The sequence below is a fragment of the Pseudomonas sp. HLT2-19-2 genome, from assembly GCF_054898005.1.
In genome coordinates this window covers 3,814,493-3,834,530 of the sequence record NZ_CM142712.1, presented here as the reverse complement: position 1 = coordinate 3,834,530, position 20,038 = coordinate 3,814,493, and the positions used below count along the sequence as shown (strand labels likewise).

The window sequence follows — 20,038 nt, the reverse complement described above, 5'->3', positions numbered from 1 at the left end:
TTCATTGTTCCTTGAAGGCGCTGTCGACACGTTCGAGCATCGGTTTGAGAAGATAGCTCATCATGTTGCGCTCGCCCGTCTTGATGGTGACGCTGGCGGGCATGCCGGGACGAATGTGATTGCTGCCAAGAAGGCTCATGCCATCGGGCGTGACTTCTACCTGAGCCAGGTAGAACGGTTCCTTGCTTTCCTCGTCGAGCAGGCGGTCGGCGGAAACGGTTTTCACGCGGCCGGGTATGTTCGGCGTCTGGGCATGGTTGAAGGCCGGGAAGGCAATGTCTACGGCCAGGCCGGGGACCATCTTGTCGATCGCCTGCACGGGAATCATCGCGTCGACCTGCAGCGGTTCGTTGTCCGGAACGATTTCCATAATCTTGAAGCCGGGCTGAATGATCCCGCCAATGGTCGCAATGCTCAGGGACTGGACGATGCCATCGATCGGCGAGCGAATTACCGTGTGGGTCACTTCATAGTCAAGCGCACGCAAGCGGTCGGCCAGGGTGGTGTTTTCCTTGGCGGTGTCGGTGAGCTGCGATTCGACTTCCTTCTGGTAATCGTGCTGGCGCTGCAGGATGCGCAACTTGATTTCGGTGGTCTGGCTACGTATACGAGCGATGTTATTAAGGTTCTCGGCCTGGCCGGCGGAGAGGTCGGCATTGCTGCGTTCCAGTTCAAGCAGACGGTTGCGCGGCACATAGCCTTCGGCCGCCAGCACGCGGGTGCCTTTTAGTTCCTGGTTGAGGAAGTTGATCTGCGAGGCGCGGGAGCCATAGACCTGCTGCAGTCCCTTGAGCTGCACCGCCGACGCCGCGAGGTTTTCCTGCAGGATGCTGATTTCGCCAGCGAGGCCGGCGCGCCGGGTGTCCAGCAGACGTTGTTGCAGATTCATGGCGGCCACCAGGCGGTGGTCATTCCCGAAGCGCTTGAGCAATTCGGGATCGTAGTTCACCACATCGCGGCCGTCACGTTCCGCTTCCAGGCGGTTTTCCACCGTCTTGCTGACGATGTACTGGGCGCTGACCGCACCCTGTTCGGCAACGGCACGCAGCGAGTCGAGACGGACCACCTCCTGGCCTTTTTTCACTGCATCGCCTTCGCGAACAAGAATGGCCTCCACGGTGCCGCCGCTCAGATGCTGTACGGCTTTGCGATTGCTGGTGACTTTGACCGTGCCTGTCGCGACCACGCCGGCATCCAGCGGCGCCAGCCAGGACCACAGAAGGAAGCCGCCGAAGCCGGCGAGCACCAGCCACATGCCCCAGCGCATGGGTTTGCCGACGTCCAGATCCACCTCATTCCTGGGATCGGCGTGAATCATCTCGGTGGTTTGGCTCATTTGCATGATCGGTTACTCCCGTGCTTTGACGGAGGCCAGCGGAGTTGACGCGCCTGCAGGCATCACACTGGCCTTGCGCAGCGCTGCGAATACTTCGTCGCGAGTGCCGAGCATCTGCACGCCGCCGTCGCGCAGCATCAACACCTTGTCGACGGCGCAGAGCACATTGGGACGGTGGGAAATCAGAATGACGGTGGCGCCGCGGTTTTTGAGTTGGGCCAGCGCATCGACCAAGGCCTTTTCACCGACGTCGTCGAGGTTGGCGTTCGGCTCATCCAGCACAATCAGATTGGGTTCTCCATACAGCGCGCGGGCCAAGGCGATGCGTTGCTTCTGGCCACCGGAAAGCGGGCTGCCATCAGTGCCCAGACGGGTCTCATAACCCTGCGCTAAACGCAGGATCATTTCGTGCACTCCAGTAGTCCGGGCGGCGCGGATGACCGCGTCGCTGTCCACTTCGCCAAAGCGCGCAATGTTGTCGGCGATGGTGCCCTCGAACAGCTCCACGTCCTGTGGCAGGTAACCGAGCCAGGGGCCAAGTTCGCCCTTGTTCCAGGTGAATATGTCCGCGCCGTCCAGGCGCACCTTGCCGGCCTGTGCCGGCCAGACGCCGACCAACAGGCGGGCGAGGGTGGATTTGCCCGAGGCGGATGGACCGATAATGCCAAGGCTTTCGCCGGGGGAAAGATTGAAGCTCACCCCGCGCAGAATCGTGTTGCTGGTGCCAGGGGCACCGGCATACACATTCTCCACCGCCAGCATGCCCAGCGGCCGCTGCAGCGACATGCTCGGTGGCCGGCGCGGATACTCGTTCAGCATCTCGTTCAACCGGCCCCAAGCCGAACGGCAGCCAATCAGCTGCTTCCACGACGCGATGACTTGTTCCACCGGGGCCAGCGCGCGGCCGGTGAGGATCGAGCAAGCAATCATCATCCCGGGGGTGATCTTGCCTTCGATCGCCAGCAGCGCGCCGGCGCCGAGGATCAGCGACTGCAATGTAATACGCACGAAGCGCCCGGTGCTGCTGATCAGGGCGGCACGGTCGGAGGCCAGGGTCTGCATTTCCAGAATGCGCAAATGGCTTTGGTACCAGCGCTTGCCGATCGACGGCAGCATGCCCATGGCCTCGATGACCTCGGCGTTGCGCAGGTTGTTGTTGGCGTAGCTGGCGGAGGAGAGGGCGGCCTGATTGGCTTCGGCCAGCGGCTTTTGCGTCGCCTTCTCGGTGAGATAAGCCAGGCCCACCAGAATCAGCGAGCCGATCAGCGTGATCAGTCCGAGCAGCGGGTGGATCAGATAGGCGACCAGCAGGTAGATCGGCGTCCATGGCGCATCAAAGAAAGCGAACAGGCCATTGCCGGTGAGGAACTGACGCACCTGCGCGAGATCCTGCAGGGCCTGGGCCGGATTACCTCCGGCGCGGCTCAGGTTGCGCTCGAATGCTGCGGTGAAAATGCGTCGATTGAGGTCCATGTCGAGGCAGTTGCCGACCCGGATCAGCACGCGGGTGCGGAACATTTCCAGCGTGGCCATCAGCAAGAACAGTCCTATTACCAGAATGGTCAACATCGTCAACGTTGTGACGTTTCGACTGACCAAGGCCCGATCATAGACCTGCAGCATGTAAATGGCTGGCGTCAACATCATGACGTTGATGACGCCACTGAATCCTGCCAACGAGTAAAAACTGCGGCGAAGTCGAAAAAGCGCGTCAGCCAGTTCGGATCGAATGCTCGACTGTTTGTGCATTTGATTGACCCCTCTTCGAAAAAGCCGTTTGCCCTTGCGGCGCAACAGCTAATAAACAGCTAACAGATGTAGTTCCGCAGGCAGCTTGGTCGATACGCAGGGTGGTCGCTCTAGGGCGAATCTCCTGCAAATCTCTGCGTTGCTTCCATAGCCAGCAGCGTAGGTGGCGTCGACACAATCTGAAATAACGTTTCGCTCTAATGTTGCGACGAACTGCCTATAAGTTTTTTAAAAACAGCTAGTTGAGAGGTCAATTACCAATCGTCTGTTTTATCCGTCGTAAAATTGACAATTTTTTGCTATGCACCTTTAGTCTTACTCAATTGAGGGAACCGCCCGCCTGAAGCCCGTCAACTTTTTGGCAGCGCAAGGCGCGATGATGTTCCCGAAGGAGCACACCATGTCGATTATTTCGTTCTTCTGCAGAGTGAAGGGGCTGTTCCGGAAATTCGCCTTTTCTTCAAGTTTCCATGGCCCACCCAGGGCTCGGATTCGCTCTGCCTAATCGCTCAGCGAGCCATTCTTTCGCGAATTCCAGGCGCGCATCCCGGGGGGAGCCATGTATCGGCTCTGCCATCCCGAGCCAGCTCTCGCCAAAAAAATGAACCAACACACTGCGCAAGCCAGCACCTGACTGGGCGCGGGAGGATTTTTATCGTCCCGTGTCCTCACCCACAGAGATCGAGGGCAATCTAAATGGCCAATTTCAACAAGTCGGACCTGGAATTCATTCTCAAACAAATCTTCATCGCAGAAGCCCATGCCGACGGCGCCAGCCTCAGTGATTTGCTACCCAACAGTCAGGTGCCATTCGGCCTGCGTACCGTCGATGGCAGCTACAACAACCTGGTCGCCGGGCAAACCGAATTTGGCGCTGCGGACAATTCTTTCCTGCGCCTGCTGGATGCCTCTTATAGAGCGGCCTATGCCGGGACCGGGTCGGTGATCGACCCGCAGCCACGGATTATCAGTAACCTGATCAATGATCAGACCGCCAGCAACCCGGCCGCTGTTGCGGCGAACGGCGGTGCCGACCCGGTGATCAGCCCAGGTTTCGATGGTGTGTTTGGCACGGATGACGACAAGCAAGTGTTCTTCATCCCCAACGAATCGCCGGACGCCGGTCTGACCGCTGGCTTCAACTCGTGGATGACCTTCTTTGGCCAGTTCTTCGACCACGGCCTCGACCTGCTCAGCAAAAGCAGTACCGACATTGTGTTTATTCCGTTGCAGCCGGACGATCCGTTGTTCGTGCCGGGCAGCCCGACCAACTTCATGGTGCTGTCACGGGCAGTGCGTACAGCCGGCGCGGACGGAATTGTCGGCACTACCGATGATGGCCAGCCCAACACCACCTCGCCGTTCGTAGACCAGAGCCAGACTTACAGCTCGCACCCCTCGCATCAGGTGTTCCTGCGCGAGTACGTCCTCAACGCGGCAGGTGACCCTATTGCAACGGGGCGCTTGATTACCAACCGCGATCTGGGCGCCGATGGCAAGTTCGGCACTGCCGATGATGGCGACGGCGAAAATGGCGGCATGGCGAGCTGGGCAGTGGTCAAGGCCCAGGCCCGTGACATTCTCGGCATTAACCTGACCGACGCCGATGTGCACAACGTGCCGCTGCTGGCAACCGATGCGTATGGCAACTTCATGCGGGGCTCAAGCGGTATGCCGCAGGTGGTGATGCGCATCAGTAACGGCGCTGACGGTATCGCCGGGACGGCTGATGACGTCACGCAACTGGTCGAAGGCAACCGGGATGCTCCGATCAGTCTGGCCAGCGCCGTGAGCACCGGGCATGGCTTCCTCGACGACATCGCCCACAATGCCGCGCCGGTAGTCGTCGGCGGGGTTCTGCAGGCGGATGCTGACGCCGATATCGGCAATGCGCAGCCCGTTGGCGCGGGCGGTAAAAACCTGACCTACGACAACGAACTGCTCGACGCTCACTACATTGCCGGTGATGGCCGGGCGAACGAGAACATCGGTCTGACCGCCGTGCACCATGTGTTCCACTCCGAGCACAACCGCCTGGTCCAGCAATCCAAGGACACCATCCTGGCCGCTGGCGATCTGGCGTTTCTCAATGAGTGGCTGGTCGACGACGTTGCCGCGATACCGACCACACTCGCCGAAATCACAGCATTGGTGTGGGACGGCGAACGGCTGTTCCAGGCCGCCAAGTTCGGCACCGAGATGCAGTACCAGCACCTGGTGTTCGAGGAGTTCGCGCGGACCGTTCAGCCGCAGATCGACGAATTCCTTGCCCCCAACGGCTATGACACCTCGATCAATCCGGCCATCCTCGCCGAGTTCGCCCACGTGGTGTACCGCTTTGGTCACTCGATGTTGACCGAGACTGTCGATCGCTTCGACCCCGAATTCAATCCGCTCCTCACTGACCCGAACAACCCGGACTCGCAACTCGGTCTGATCGCGGCCTTCCTCAACCCGTTGGCGTTCGCCGGCAGCGGGGCTACCGCGGACGAAGCGGCAGGAGCGATCATTCGCGGTGTGACCCGCCAGCTCGGCAACGAGATCGACGAGTTCGTCACCGAAGCGTTGCGCAACAATCTGCTCGGTCTGCCCCTCGATTTGCCGGCCCTGAACCTGGCGCGTGGTCGCGACACTGGCATCCCCACGTTGAATGAGGCGCGGCGTGAGTTCTACGAATCAACCGGTGACAGCCAACTCAAGCCGTACATCAGTTGGGCTGACTGGGCGGACAACCTCAAACACCCCGAGTCGTTGGTCAACTTCATCGCGGCCTATGGCACGCATGACACCATTACGGCCGCGACTACGCTGGCAGGCAAACGCGATGCTGCCCTGGCGTTGGTATTTGGTGGTGCCGGTTCGCCGGCTGACCGCCTGGACTTCCTCAACGGCAGCGGTGCCTGGGCCAACGTAACGAAGGCCGGCAGGGATGGGGTACTGGGTACCGCAGACGACCTGACGGGTGTAACGATCACGGGCGTCGACGACATCGACTTCTGGGTCGGTGGCCTCGCCGAGCAGAAGATGCCGTTCGGCGGGATGCTCGGCTCGTCGTTCAACTTCGTGTTTGAGACCCAGATGGAGGCGTTGCAGAACGGCGACCGCTTCTACTATCTGTCGCGCGTCGCGGGGCTGAACTTCGGCACCGAGTTGGAAAACAACTCCTTTGCCAAGCTGATCATGCTCAACACCGATGTCACTCACTTGTCGAACACCGTGTTCCTGACGCCGACGTACACCCTGGAAGTGAATCAGACCAATCAGTTCACAAACCTTGGCGCGGGCGGCAAAGCCGATCCGACGGGCGGCTTGATGATCAACGGCGTGGAAATCGTGCCGCTGGTGATCCGCGACAACCCCAACACTGTTGGCGCGGACAGTAATTATCTGCAATACACCGGTGAAGACCATGTCGTCCTCGGTGGCACCGCCGGCAATGACATCATTGTCTCCGGTGATGGCGATGACACCCTTTACGGCGACGGCGGCAACGATCGCCTCGAAGGCGGCGCCGGGAACGATGCGGTACTGGGTGGCGCGGGCGATGACATCATCACCGACTCGTTCGGCGACAACCGTCTGGAAGGCAACGCCGGTAATGATGTGATCGTTGCCGGCAGCATGCTGGTTGGAGGCAACCTGATCCTGGGGGGCGATGGCCAGGACTTCATCATCACCACCGAAGACGTCAGCATCACCTTCGGCGGTCAGGGTGACGATTTCATCCTCGGTGCCAAGACCAACCTGCCAGCCACCGGCAACGAAGGCGATGACTGGATCGAGAAAGGCACCCAGGACGGCGCGCCTGGCGATAACGCCTCGCCGTTGCTCAATGACGATACGATTGGCAACGACATCTTTGTCGGTGGTGGTGGCTTCGACGAAATGATCGGCGAGGGTGGCGATGACATCTTTGCCGGCAGCGATGCCCAGGACAATATGGACGGCATGTCCGGTTTCGACTGGGTAACCCACAAAAATGACAGAGTCGGCGTGACCGTTGACCTGACCATGGCTACGCTGGCGCAGCCACACGGCAACGCGCCAAACCAGAACAACGGGCCGTTCAACCCGGTCGGCGCGTCGCCGGCCTCGATCCTCGACCGATTTGCCGAGGTCGAAGGCTTGTCTGGTTCGCAATTCGGCGATGTGCTCAAGGGCGATAATGTTAATGCGGTCACTATCGTCGACCACGGTGGCACCACGGGCAGTGCGCTGACCAATGTGGCGTTGATCCGCGGACTGGAGCAGTTTCTGGCCGACGCCGGTTTGCCGACCACCGGCTTTGCCACGGGCAACATCATCCTGGGTGGCAATGGCAGTGACCTGATCGAGGGCCGCGGTGGTGATGATCTGATCGATGGCGACAAATGGCTCAACGTCAGGATTGCGGTCTATGACGCCGGTGACGTCAATCATACCGGCCCCGAGATCGCCACCTTCGACAGCATGGTCGACATGATTCCGTTCATGATTGATGGCACGTATAACCCGGGTCAGCTCAAGGCCGTGCGGGAAATCCTGCCCGGCACCTCGACGGGCGGGGCGGCCTTCGACACCGCCATTTTCTCCGGGCTTCAGTCCGAGTATGTGGTGACGCGTGACACCCGCGGCACGGCCGATGTGGCGGACGATGTCTGGACGGTGACCGATACCGAAGTGGGTCGCGACGGCACCGATACCTTGCTGCATATCGAACGCCTGCAGTTCGCCGATACCCAGCAAGTGCTGGTGCCAGGGCTGAATGCACAACCGGTCGGCAGACCCACCGTCACGGATGCAAACGGCGGCGCAATCACAGTGGGCGACACGCTGACGGTGAGCGTGGCCGGGGTGCGCGATGCCAACAACATCGCGGTGGGTAATCTGCAGGGTTTTATCAACAACGCCTCGGTGTCCTACTTTTGGCAGTTCGAAGCCGATCCGGGCACCGGCATTTTCGAAGACATCATTCTGCTGCCTGCCGGTAACCTGGCATTCCAGAGCGCAGACGGCACCGCCTTCAAGGTCTCGCCTGATCTTGCCGGGCTGTCACTGAGGGTCAAGGCGATCTATCAGGATGGTCATGGCACGACTGAAGTGCTGTTCTCGCAGCCGACTGCCGTGGTAGAACCCGGCGCGCCGGTTGTGCCGACGGCGCAGACACCCGTCGTCAATGCCACCGAGGGCGGCGAGGGCCTTCACATGGTCCGCTCCGACCTCAACTTCATCCTTGATCAGATCAAGATTGCCGAGGCTGACGCGGCCGGTCAGGACATCCTTTCGCTGATCCCGAATATCCGCGCGCCGTTGGGCCTGCGTGCGGTCGATGGCTCGAACAACAACCTGATGAACCACAACGGCATCAACAACACCGAGTTTGGCGCCGCCGATAACGTCTTTCCGCGCGTGACCGATCCGGTCTTCAATCCCGCGGAAGGTGCGCCTGCCGGCTTCTTCGGCCCCGGCTCGCCGGCCATTCCGGGATCGTCGTATCAGCAGACCAGCGGCTACGTGTTTGACTCGCAACCGCGCACCATCAGTAATCTGATCGTCGACCAGACGTCGAACAACCCGGCGGCCTACGCCACGGCTTACGACCCGGGTGCGGACGGTGTGCTCAACTTCGGCGCGGAGGATAACGACGACGTGCTCAAGGATGGCACACGGATAGTCGCCAGCCCCGGCATGGACGGTCAGTTCGGTACTGCCGACGACCATGATGTGTACCTGTTCGAGAACACCGCGTCGGACGCAGGGTTGTCCGCGCCGTTCAACGCCTGGATGACCTTCTTCGGGCAGTTCTTCGATCATGGGCTGGACCTGCTGACCAAGGGCGGTTCGGGCACCATCTTCATCCCGCTGCAACCGGATGATCCACTGTATGTGCCAGGTGGCCACACCAACTTTATGGTGCTGACCCGCGCGACCAACCAGCCGGGGGCGGATGGCGTTCTCGGCACGGCCGACGACATCCATGAACACACCAACACCACGTCGCCATTCGTGGACCAAAACCAGACCTACAGCTCGCACCCGTCGCATCAGGTGTTCCTGCGCGGTTATGAGCTGACCGACAACGGCCCGATCGCGACCGGCAGACTGATCACTAACCGTGACCTGGGGGCGGACGGCAAGTTTGGGACTGCAGACGACAGCGAAATCGGTGGTATGGCGACCTGGAAGGTGGTCAAGGCGCAGGCCAACGACATTCTGGGTATCCACCTGACCGATGCCGACGTCGATAACTCGCCGCTGTTGGCGACCGACGCCTATGGCAATTTCATCAAGGGGCCGAACGGCTTCCCGATGGTCGTGATGAAGGGGGTTGACGGTCTGGGCGGCACGGCTGATGACGTTCTGGTCGAAGGCAATCCGCTTTCCCCCATTAGCCTGACCAATGCTGTGCGCACCGGTCACCAGTTCCTCGCCGACATTGCCCACAATGCAGCGCCGGTGTTCAGCAGTGGCGTGCTCGTGCCTGACGCTGATTCCGCTATTGGCAACGCAGTGCCGGCCAATCCGCACACCGGGGCCAACCTGGCCTACGACAACGAGTTGCTCGATGCGCATTACATCGCTGGCGACGGCCGGGTCAACGAGAACATTGGCCTGACCGCGGTGCATGCGATTTTCCACTCCGAGCACAATCGGCTGGTCGCGCAGACCAAGGACACCGTGCTCGATTCGGATGACCTGGCCTTTCTCAACGAGTGGCTGCTGACCCCGGTGAGCGGTTTGCCCGCCAACCAGACGGAGATCGATGCGCTGGTGTGGAATGGCGAGCGCCTGTTCCAAGCTGCCAAGTTCGGCACCGAGATGCAGTATCAGCACCTGGTGTTCGAGGAGTTTGCCCGGACCATCCAGCCTAACGTCGACCTGTTCTTCGCACCGACCCAGGTCTATGACGTTGACCTCGATGCCTCGATCGTCGCCGAGTTCGCCCACACCGTGTACCGGTTTGGCCACTCGATGCTGACCGAGACCGTCGATCGCTTCGATGTCGATTTCAACGTGGTCGGCGATCCGAACAGTGCTGATCCTGATCAGCAACTCGGCCTGATCGCGGCGTTCCTCAACCCGTTGGCGTACGCCGCCAGTGGCGTAACGCCCGAGGATGCGACCAGTGCGATCGTGCGTGGGATGACTCGGCAAGCCGGTAACGAAATCGACGAGTTCGTCACCGAGGCGCTGCGCAGTAACCTGCTCGGCCTGCCGCTTGACCTGCCGGCGATCAATATCGCCCGTGGCCGCGACGTGGGGATTCCTTCGCTCAATGCGGTCCGCCGCGACATCTACAGCCAAACCGGTGATACCCAACTCAAGCCTTACACCAGTTGGGTTGACCTGGTGCAGCACCTCAAACATCCAGAGTCGTTGATCAACTTCATCGCGGCCTATGGCACTCATGACACGATCACGGCGGCGACCACGCTGGAAGGCAAACGCGCTGCAGCCCTGGCGCTGGTGTTCGGTGGTACGGGTGCGCCGGCCGACCGTCTGGACTTCCTCAACGGCACTGGCACTTGGGCCAACGTGACGCGGGCCGGCAAGGATGGGCTGCTGGGGACTGCCGACGATCTGAAGGGTGTGACTGTCACGGGTGTCGATGCCATCGACCTCTGGATCGGCGGCCTGGCCGAAGAGAAAACTCCGTTCGGCGGCATGCTCGGCTCGACCTTCAACTTCGTGTTCGAGAACCAGTTGGAAAAACTGCAGGACGGTGACCGCTTCTACTATCTAGAGCGTACCGCTGGCCTGTCGATGAATGCCGAACTGGAAAGCAACTCGTTCGCCAAGCTGATCATGGCCAACACCTCGGCCACTCACTTGCCGGGGCTGGTGTTCTCGGACCCGGCGTTCTATCTGGAAAGGGACCAGAGCAAGCAGTACAACGATGGCCTGGGCAACGCCGATCCGCTTGGCGAGAACGGCGAGCAGGTGGTGTTCCGCGACAACCCGCTGACCGCGGGGCCGGACGCCAACTACATCAAATACACAGGTGAAGAGCACATCGTGCTGGGCGGCACCAACAATGCAGACATCCTCATCGCGAGTGAAGGTGATGACACGGTTTGGGGTGACGGCGGCAACGATCGCATCGAAGGCGGTGACGGCAACGACCAACTGCGCGGTGGCGCCGGCGACGACATCATCAGCGACCGCGGCGGCGACGATAACATTCAGGGTGGCGACGGCAACGACGTGCTGCACGGTGGCAACGGCGTCAACCTGATCATTGGCGGGTTCGGTAATGACTTCATCGTGACCGGTGAAGACGCTTCCGAGGCCATTGGTGGCCACGGCAACGACTTCATCCTGGGTAGCAAAGCCAACGAACAGGACATGGGTAACGAAGGCGACGACTGGATCGAGAAGGGCACCTCGGACGGTGCACCTGGCGACAACTTCGACCCGCTCGGCAACGACCCTGTCATCGGCCACGATGTGTTCATCGGCGGTAACGAGAACGATAAGTTCAACGGCGAAGGTGGCGACGACATCATGGTTGGCAGTCTCGGCTTCGGTGACCGCTATATCGGCGGCTCTGGCTATGACTGGGCAACCTTCAAGGGGCTCGCCCAAGGCGTGACCATCGATTTCACCGACCGCTTTTTCGATGTTCCGCCGCTGCCGGGTTCGGGTGCTTCGGCGCAGGTAAGTTTCGACATCATGGAAGGTCTGTCGGGTTCGTCCCACGGTGACTTCCTGCGCGGTGACAACGAAGATGCCACGTCTCTGCCCTCTGCGGGTGCAACCGGCAGTGTGTTGACCAACATCAACCTGATCAATGGCCTCGCTGATCTGCTGCCCGCCGGAGCGACGTTCTTCGACGGCGGCAACATCATCCTCGGCGGTGGCGGCAGCGACCTGATCGAAGGTCGCGGTGGTGACGACATCATCGACGGTGACAAGTGGCTGAACGTACGCATCAGCGTACGGGCGAACGCTGACGGCACTGGCGCGGAAATCGCCACGTTCAACAGCATGGAGCCACTGGTGCCGTTTATGCTGAACGGTACTTACAACCCGGGCCAGTTGGTCATCGTGCGGGAGATTCTGACCGGCACCGACAGCTTCGACACCGCTCTGTTCTCCGGTACTGCGGGGGAATACAGCGTCGAGATCGATGGCGACACGGTCATTGTGACCGACTCGGTGGCGGGGCGTGATGGCGTCGATCGCTTGACGGGCATCGAGAGACTGCAGTTCGCTGACGTTGCGCAGTTGTCCGGAGTGGGGACCGCGCAAAACAACGACCCATCGGGCCATCTGGCAATCCTCGATGCCGCTACCGGTGTGCGTGACGATACGCCTGTCGCCGGCCAGTTGTTGCGCGTCAGTGATCGGGCGGTACACGACGCGGACAACCAAAGCGTGACCAATCAGACCGGCGCGGTGACCGGTGGGGTGGCTTACTACTGGCAGGTCGAAACCATTGCCGGCTCGGGCATCTATGACGACATCACCTTCGTCGCCGCTGGCGAGGCATCGCGGGCGAGCGGCACCACCTACCGGGTGACGGACGATGTGGCGGGTCTGAACATCCGCGTCCGGGCGGTGTACCAGGATGCCAAGGGCACGCTGGAGATCGTCGACTCGTCTGGGAACAGTACACCGACCGAAGGGCCGACCATAACCGGGCTTACCGTGCAAAACCAGCTGTTGACCGCTGACCCGGCGAGCATCATTGACCTCGATGGCCTGAGCAATCCGCAGTTCACCTACCAATGGCAGGCGAACGACGGGCTTGGCTTCGTCAACATCGCCGGCGCTACCGCTAGCACGTTCGCGCTTGGCCAGGCTCAGGTCGGCCAGGAAATGCGCGTGGTGATCGGTTACGTGGATAACTTCGGTGTGGCCGAAAGCGTTTCCTCCAACATCCTGGGGCCGGTGGACAACGTCAACGATGCACCGACTGAAGGGCCGACCGTCACCGGGCTTGCAGTGCAGAACCAGCTGTTGACCGCTGACCCGGCGAGCATCATCGACGTTGATGGCCTGAGCAATCCGCAGTTCACCTTCCAGTGGCAGGCGAGCAACGGGCTTGGCTTCGTCAACATCGACGGCGCTACCGGTAGCACGTTCGCGCTTGGCCAGACTCAGGTCGGCCAGGAAGTGCGCGTGGTGGTCGGTTACGTGGATGACTTCGGTGCGGCCGAAAGCGTTTCCTCCAACATCCTGGGGCCAGTGGCCAACGTCAACGATGCACCGACAGGCGCGTTGCTGATCAGCGATACGACACCGGATCAAGGGCAGGTGCTGACCGCGCTGACGGCTGGGATTGCCGATCTGGATGGGCTGGGCACCTTCAGCTTCCAGTGGCAGCAAGGTGTCGGCGCGTCCTTCACCGACATCAACGGCGCCACCGCTGCGACCTTCACCCCTGGTGCGGCGCAGGTCAATCTGCAACTGCGAGTGATCGTGCGCTACACCGATGGCTTCGGTACGCTGGAGTCGGTGACCTCGGCGGCGACGGTGGCGGTTGCGGCACTGGGCGTGGTGCTGCAGGGCAACGAGTTGGCGAACACCCTCACCGGCACCCTAGGAAACGATGTGCTGCTTGGCCTGGGCGGGAACGATACGCTGAATGGCCTGGCCGGTATCGACCAGTTGTTTGGCGGCACTGGCAACGACATCCTCAACGGCGGAGACGACAACGACGTCCTCAATGGCGAGGACGGCAACGACACCCTCAACGGTGGGCTCGGCGCGGATGCCATGAACGGCGGTGCTGGCAACGACACGTTTGTGGTCGACAACGTCGGTGACCTTGTCACCGAGGCGCTGGGTGGTGGTACCGATCTGGTGCAAACCAGCCTGACGAGCTACCAGCTCGGTGCCAACGTCGAGAACCTGACCTATACGGGCGCCGGTGACTTCACCGGTACCGGTAACGCGCAGGCCAACACCATCACCGGCGGGGTGGGTAACGACCTCCTCAATGGCGGTGCAGGTGCTGACCGGATGCTGGGGGGCGCCGGCAACGATACCTACGTCGTCGATGCAGCCTTAGACGTGGTGGTCGAGGTGGCGGGTGGCGGTACGGACACCGTGCAGACTTCGCTGGCCAGCCACACGCTGGGCGGTAATGTCGAGAACCTGACCTACACCGGAGTCGGCAACTTCGTCGGTAACGGTAACGGGTTGAACAACGTCATCACCGGCGGGGTGGGTAATGACACCCTCAATGGTGGCGGCGGCAACGACCAACTGTTCGGTGGCATTGGCACGGATACCCTGAACGGTGGCACTGGCAATGACTTTATCGATGGCGGTACTGGCAACGATACGGTCACTGGCGGTGCCGGCAACGACATGATGGTTGCCAGCAGTGGCAACGATATTTTCATGTTCGCAGCGGGCTTCGGGACCGATCAGATCATCGGCTTCGATGCCGACGCGGTGGGAGGCCAGGACCGGCTCGATATTTCCGCGTTCGGCGTCACTGCTGCGACCTTTGCCGGCAGCGTCATCATCACCGATGTCGGTGCGGATACCTTGCTCAGCTACGCAGGACCTGACTCCATCCGCCTGGTCGGTGTGGCCGATGCAACAACCGTCACTGCCGCAGACTTCATTCTCGCCACTTGAGGTCCTGATCAGTACTGTTGCAGACGCGTGGAAAGCGGAAGGGAGGGCATGGATGCCCTCCCTTTTTTACACGGACTCTTAACTGCTGAACAAGCCGATAAGACTCCAGGCTGCCCCTATCGCAAAAATGAAAAGAATAAGTACCAGCGTGAGGATTAGCGGCTCGATGCGCATGAAAGTGACTCCTCGGAAGGGCTGGCAATGCGCGCCTGATCTTCGGCGCAGCTGTTTTTCCAGTGGCACCGCTTCAAACTCTCAATGAGTGCGCTAGTGAACGCACAGCATTCTCTATGCCAAAAAAATTGAACAGTCTATAAATCCCCGCCCGCGGGGCAGCCTGACTCTTTGGCCAGTTCTCCATCAAAAAAGTTGAAATAGGATGCGGGTAATACCGCCCATTTATGGGGGATTTCTCTCAACGTGGGTAGGGCAATGCTTCGCTGGCGCTCTATTAATTTTTGCACTCCGCCAACACCACTTTGCAGGTATTCGGCGTGCCGCCGGATCGGCCGGCATAGCGTATGCAATTATCCAGGGATTTTTTGCGCGCCATGCTCAAGGTGGAGCCCCAAGCCAGGCCGCCCTCGCCGGCAGTGGGCAGCGCTTTTGCATAGCAGCTTGAGCCTATGCTTGAGGCCGAGTAGCGAGACGTGGCAGCTTTGCCTGCACATCCCGCTGTCAGCGCCAGGTTGATGGCGAGCAGGGAGAGTAGGAGCCATGACGAGCATGGGCGCGCTGTTTTTCCGGTCATCCCATTTCCCCTGTATCAAGAGGCTAGAGGCGTGTTTGTGGTCGTACTCTACTCAGATTAGACGGGCTCGAGGTTTTTATACATTCCAGAAACGTGATCTTTTGACCTGAAAACACACAACGGCTGATGCTGCGGTTAAACTTCGCGCTCTTTCCAAAGGAGTTCATATGAGTTACTACCAGCCGGGCATTCTCGCCACCCCAGTACCGCCTCAAGCCCGTCATATGTTCTTCGCACTCGAATCTGCCGCTGCATTGCCGGCCGCGCTGGAAAATCTGCAGGGGCTGGTAGACGGGAAGTCGGCAGTGGTCGGTTTCGGTGAATCCCTGGTCAAGGCCCTTAAAGGGCAAATCGAAGGCCTGCGCGCCTTTCCCGCGTTGACCGGTGTCGGTGTCGACAACCCGTCGACCCAGCACGCCCTGTGGTGCTGGTTGCACGGTGTCGACCGAGGCGAATTGCTCAATCGCAGCAACGCCATCGAAGCCGCGCTGGCACCCGCCTTGCGCCTGGTGCAGATGAACGAAACCTTCCGCCACCTCATCGGCCATGACCTGACCGGTTACGAAGACGGCACCGAAAACCCTCACGACGAAGCGGCCGTCGCCGCCGCGCTGATAAGTGACGGCGCTGACGGAATGGTCGGCGGCAGCTTCGCCGCGATCCAGCAGTGGCAGCATGATCTGAAAGGCTTCCACGCGATGCCTTCCCATGAGAAGGACAACATCATGGGCCGTCGTTTGAGCGACAACGAAGAGATCGACGACGCGCCGATCTCTGCGCACGTCAAACGCACCGCCCAGGAAAGCTTCGCCCCCGAGGCATTCGTGGTGCGCCGTTCCATGCCCTGGATCGAAGGCGACCGCGCCGGCCTGATGTTCCTTGCCTTCGGTTTCTCCCTCGACGCCTTCGAAGCCCAACTGCGCCGCATGAGCGGTCTGGAAGACGGCATCACCGACGGTTTGTACCGCATCAGCCGGCCGATCACCGGCGGCTACTACTGGTGCCCGCCGCTCAAGGACGGTCATCTGGACCTGCGCGCACTGCGCGTCGGCTAACCATCAAGGAGTGAATATGAACGTGGTGCGCTGGGGCATGATCGGTTGTGGCAGCGTCGCTGAACGCAAGAGCGGGCCGGCTTTCTACAAGGTGCCTGGCTCGGCGCTGGTGGCGGTGATGGGCCGGCGTCTGGAAGCGGTGACGGATTACGCCGCGCGCCACGGCATCGCTCGGTTCTACACCGACGTCGAAGCGCTGATCAACGATCCCGAGGTGGACGCGGTGTACATCGCCACACCACCTGACAGTCATCACGCTTACGCCTTGCGGGTGGCCGCCGCCGGCAAACATTGCTGCGTCGAAAAACCCATGTCGCTGAATGCCGGGCAAAGCCGTGAAATGCAAAAGGTCTTTGCCGACGCTGGGCTGCACCTGTTTGTTTCTTACTACCGTCGCTCGCTGCCGCGCTTCCAGCAGGTGCGGCAATGGCTGGAAGAGGGGCGGATCGGCGAAGTCCGGCACTTGACCTGGACGCTCACGAAAGCGCCATCGGCGGCGGATCAGGATGGCACCGATAACTGGCGAACTGACCCGGCAATTGCTGGCGGTGGTTATTTCGCCGACCTGGCCAGCCATGGCTTCGATCTGTTCCAGTACCTGCTTGGTGACATCGTCGAAGTCGCCGGATTTACGGCTCGGCAAGCCGGTTTATATGCCGCTGAAGACGCCGTCAGCGCCAGTTGGCGTTTTGCTGGCGGGGCCTTGGGCATGGGCTGCTGGAATTTTGTTGCAGATCGCCGCGAAGATCGCGTCGAACTGATCGGTAGCAAAGGCCGGATTACCTTTTCCGTATTCGATGAACATCCGGTTCAGCTTGAAGCCGATGAAAACCTCAGCCTGCACATCGACAATCACCCGCACATCCAGTGGCATCACGTGCTGGGCATGAACGCGCACATTCGGGGTGAAGCGCAGCATCCGTCGGTAGCCGAACAGGCATTGAAAACCGATTGGGTAATGGACCAGATCCTCAAGCGCTGATTCCCGCATCTAACCTTATGCTCAAACAGTATTTCTCAAGCTTGCTATTAGAACTTTAAGATCACGTCATAACTCGTTATAACAAGTGATCTGCCATGACCGATAACGTTCTATCCTTGAGCAGTGTCCCGCTGCACACCCAACTGCGCGACGTGCTGCGTGCCCGCATCCTCGACGGTGAATACCCGCAAGACAGCCAGATGCCTTCCGAAAGCGAACTCGGCGCACTCTTCAAAGTCAGCCGCATCACCGTGCGCCAGGCCCTCGGTGATCTGCAGAAAGAAGGGCTGATCTTCAAGATCCACGGCAAGGGTACCTTCGTCGCCAAGCCTAAAACCTTCCAGAACGTCAGCACCTTGCAAGGCCTGGCCGAGTCCATGACCGGCCGCGGCTACGAGGTGATCAACCGCCTGCGCAGTTTCAAATTCATACCGGCCGACAAGCTCGTCGCCGAGCGTTTGCAGGTCGCCGAAGGCGAGACCGTGGCGCAGATCAAACGGGTGCGGCTGATCAACCGTGAGCCGATTTCCCTGGAGATCACCTACCTGCCCAAGGCCATCGGCGAGCGTTTGGAGAAGGCCGATCTGGTCACTCGCGACATTTTCCTGATCCTGGAAAACGACTGCGGCCTGACCCTCGGTCATGCAGACCTGGCCATCGACGCGGTGCTGGCCGACAGCGATTTGACCCAGGCGCTGAACGTCGAAGCCGGCTCGCCGATCATGCGCATCGAACGCCTGACCCACGACGCCAGCGGCCAACCCGTGGACTTCGAACACCTTTACTACCGCGGCGATGCCTTCCAGTACCGCCTGCGGATCGACCGGCAAAAAGGGGCGCAGGCATGACTAGCAGCTCAATGATTAGAAACACGCTCGAACAGGAATACGACATCGTCGTGATCGGCGGCGGCACCGCAGGACCGATGGCGGCGATCAAGGCCAAGGAACGCAACCGCGATCTGCGCGTGCTGCTGATCGACAAGGCCAACGTCAAGCGCAGCGGCGCGATCAGCATGGGCATGGACGGCCTGAACAACGCGATCATTCCGGGTCACTCTACGCCGGAGCAATACAACAAAGAAATCACCATCGCCAACGACGGCATCGTCAATCAGGCGGCGGTGTATGCCTACGCGACCCACAGCTTCGAAACCCTCGAGCAGCTAGACCGCTGGGGCGTGAAGTTCGAGAAGGACGAGACCGGCGACTACGCGGTGAAGAAAGTCCACCACATGGGTGCCTACGTGTTGCCGATGCCGGAAGGGCATGACATCAAAAAAGTCCTGTACCGCCAGTTGAAACGGGCCCGGGTGAGCATCACCAACCGGCTCGTTTGCACCCGCTTACTGACGGATGAAGAGGGCGCGGTCAACGGTGTAATGGGCTTTGATTGCCGCACCGCCGACTTCCACGTGATCAAGGCCAAAGCCGTGATCCTCTGCTGCGGCGCCGCCGGGCGTCTGGGTTTGCCGTCCTCGGGTTACCTGATGGGCACCTACGAAAACCCGACCAATGCTGGCGACGGTTACGCCATGGCCTATCACGCCGGGGCAGAACTGGCGAACCTGGAATGCTTCCAGATCAACCCGCTGATCAAGGATTACAACGGCCCGGCCTGCGCCTACGTCACCGGTCCGTTGGGCGGCTACACCGCGAACAACAAGGGCGAGCGCTTCATTGAATGTGATTACTGGAGCGGCCAGATGATGTGGGAGTTCCACCAGGAGCTCGAAAGCGGCAACGGCCCGGTATTCCTCAAACTCGATCATTTGGCCGAGGAAACCATCCAGAACATCGAAGAGATCTTGCACAGCAACGAACGCCCGAGTCGCGGCCAGTTTCACGCCAATCGCGGCACCGACTACCGCACGCAAATGGTCGAGATGCACATCTCCGAGATTGGTTTTTGCAGCGGTCACTCGGCGTCGGGGGTGTGGGTCAACGAGCGGGCGGAAACCTCGGTCAAAGGTTTGTACTCGGCGGGTGACATGGCCGCGGTGCCGCACAACTACATGCTCGGAGCGTTTACCTACGGCTGGTTTGCCGGTACCAACGCGGCGGACTTTGTTGCCGGACGCGAGTTTTCAACGGTCGATGCCCAGCAGATCGAAACAGAAAAAGCCCGGGTCTACGCACCGCTGGACCGCGAACACGGCCTGCCGCCAGCCCAGGTCGAGTACAAGCTGCGGCGCTTCGTCAACGACTACCTGCAACCGCCGAAAGTGACGAAGAAGATGCAGATCGGCCTGCAACGCTTCAGCGATATCCAGCGCGATCTCGATCAAATCAAGGCCCACAACGCCCACGAACTGATGCGCGCCATGGAAGTCAGCATGATCCGCGACTGCGCCGAAATGGCGGCCCGTGCTTCGCTGTTCCGTGCCGAAAGTCGCTGGGGGCTTTATCACTATCGGGTCGACCACCCGCAACGCAACGACAGCGACTGGTTCTGTCATTGCCACTTGAAGAAGGATGAAAACGGCCTGATGACCAGTTTCAAGAAAGCCGTCGAGCCCTACATCATCCCGCTGGACGCCGATGAAATGCAGGCTTACGACCGGCTGCGGGTCGGTGCCTTTGCGGCCTGAG

8 protein-coding genes are annotated in these 20,038 nt (G+C 60.5%); 5 read left to right on the top strand and 3 right to left on the bottom strand.

The window, feature by feature from the left end; translation table 11 throughout:
- Position 1: 1 nt before the first annotated feature.
- Both ACYZTU_RS17760 and ACYZTU_RS17755 read right to left on the bottom strand, forming a co-directional pair.
- The gene (locus tag ACYZTU_RS17760) at positions 2 to 1,342 is read right to left on the bottom strand and encodes an HlyD family type I secretion periplasmic adaptor subunit (protein ID WP_461964536.1); all 1,341 of its coding nucleotides are present in this window, start codon (positions 1,340 to 1,342) and stop codon (positions 2 to 4) included.
- 6 nt (positions 1,343 to 1,348) lie between these two features.
- Positions 1,349 to 3,085 carry a type I secretion system permease/ATPase gene (locus ACYZTU_RS17755; protein WP_461964535.1) on the bottom strand — a complete coding sequence of 579 codons (1,737 nt, stop codon included), beginning with the start codon at positions 3,083 to 3,085 and terminating at the stop codon, positions 1,349 to 1,351.
- A gap of 696 nt (positions 3,086 to 3,781) precedes the next feature.
- On the opposite strand from ACYZTU_RS17755, the gene ACYZTU_RS17750 reads away from it, so the two are divergent.
- On the top strand, positions 3,782 to 14,659 hold the full coding sequence (locus ACYZTU_RS17750; RefSeq protein ID WP_461964534.1) for a peroxidase family protein: 10,878 nt from the start codon (positions 3,782 to 3,784) through the stop codon (positions 14,657 to 14,659).
- A gap of 451 nt (positions 14,660 to 15,110) precedes the next feature.
- On the opposite strand, the gene ACYZTU_RS17745 is transcribed toward ACYZTU_RS17750, so the two are convergent.
- Positions 15,111 to 15,410, bottom strand: a complete 300-nt coding sequence (locus tag ACYZTU_RS17745; RefSeq protein WP_461964533.1) for a hypothetical protein — start codon at positions 15,408 to 15,410, stop codon at positions 15,111 to 15,113.
- 167 nt (positions 15,411 to 15,577) lie between these two features.
- Between ACYZTU_RS17745 and ACYZTU_RS17740 the strand changes: the two genes are divergently transcribed.
- The 4 genes from ACYZTU_RS17740 (at position 15,578) to ACYZTU_RS17725 (ending at position 20,037) form a co-directional block, all read left to right on the top strand.
- Positions 15,578 to 16,465 (top strand): Dyp-type peroxidase, encoded by an 888-nt coding sequence (locus ACYZTU_RS17740; protein ID WP_461964532.1) that lies wholly within the window; start codon positions 15,578 to 15,580, stop codon positions 16,463 to 16,465.
- A 16-nt stretch (positions 16,466 to 16,481) separates the two neighbouring features.
- A complete protein-coding gene (locus ACYZTU_RS17735) occupies positions 16,482 to 17,447 on the top strand; it encodes a Gfo/Idh/MocA family protein (protein WP_461964531.1) in 966 nt (321 codons plus the stop codon).
- 95 nt (positions 17,448 to 17,542) lie between these two features.
- On the top strand, positions 17,543 to 18,295 hold the full coding sequence (locus ACYZTU_RS17730) for a GntR family transcriptional regulator (protein ID WP_461964530.1): 753 nt from the start codon (positions 17,543 to 17,545) through the stop codon (positions 18,293 to 18,295).
- 11 nt (positions 18,296 to 18,306) lie between these two features.
- Positions 18,307 to 20,037 (top strand): fumarate reductase/succinate dehydrogenase flavoprotein subunit, encoded by a 1,731-nt coding sequence (locus tag ACYZTU_RS17725; RefSeq protein WP_461971082.1) that lies wholly within the window; start codon positions 18,307 to 18,309, stop codon positions 20,035 to 20,037.
- The last annotated feature ends 1 nt before the right edge of the window (position 20,038 follow it).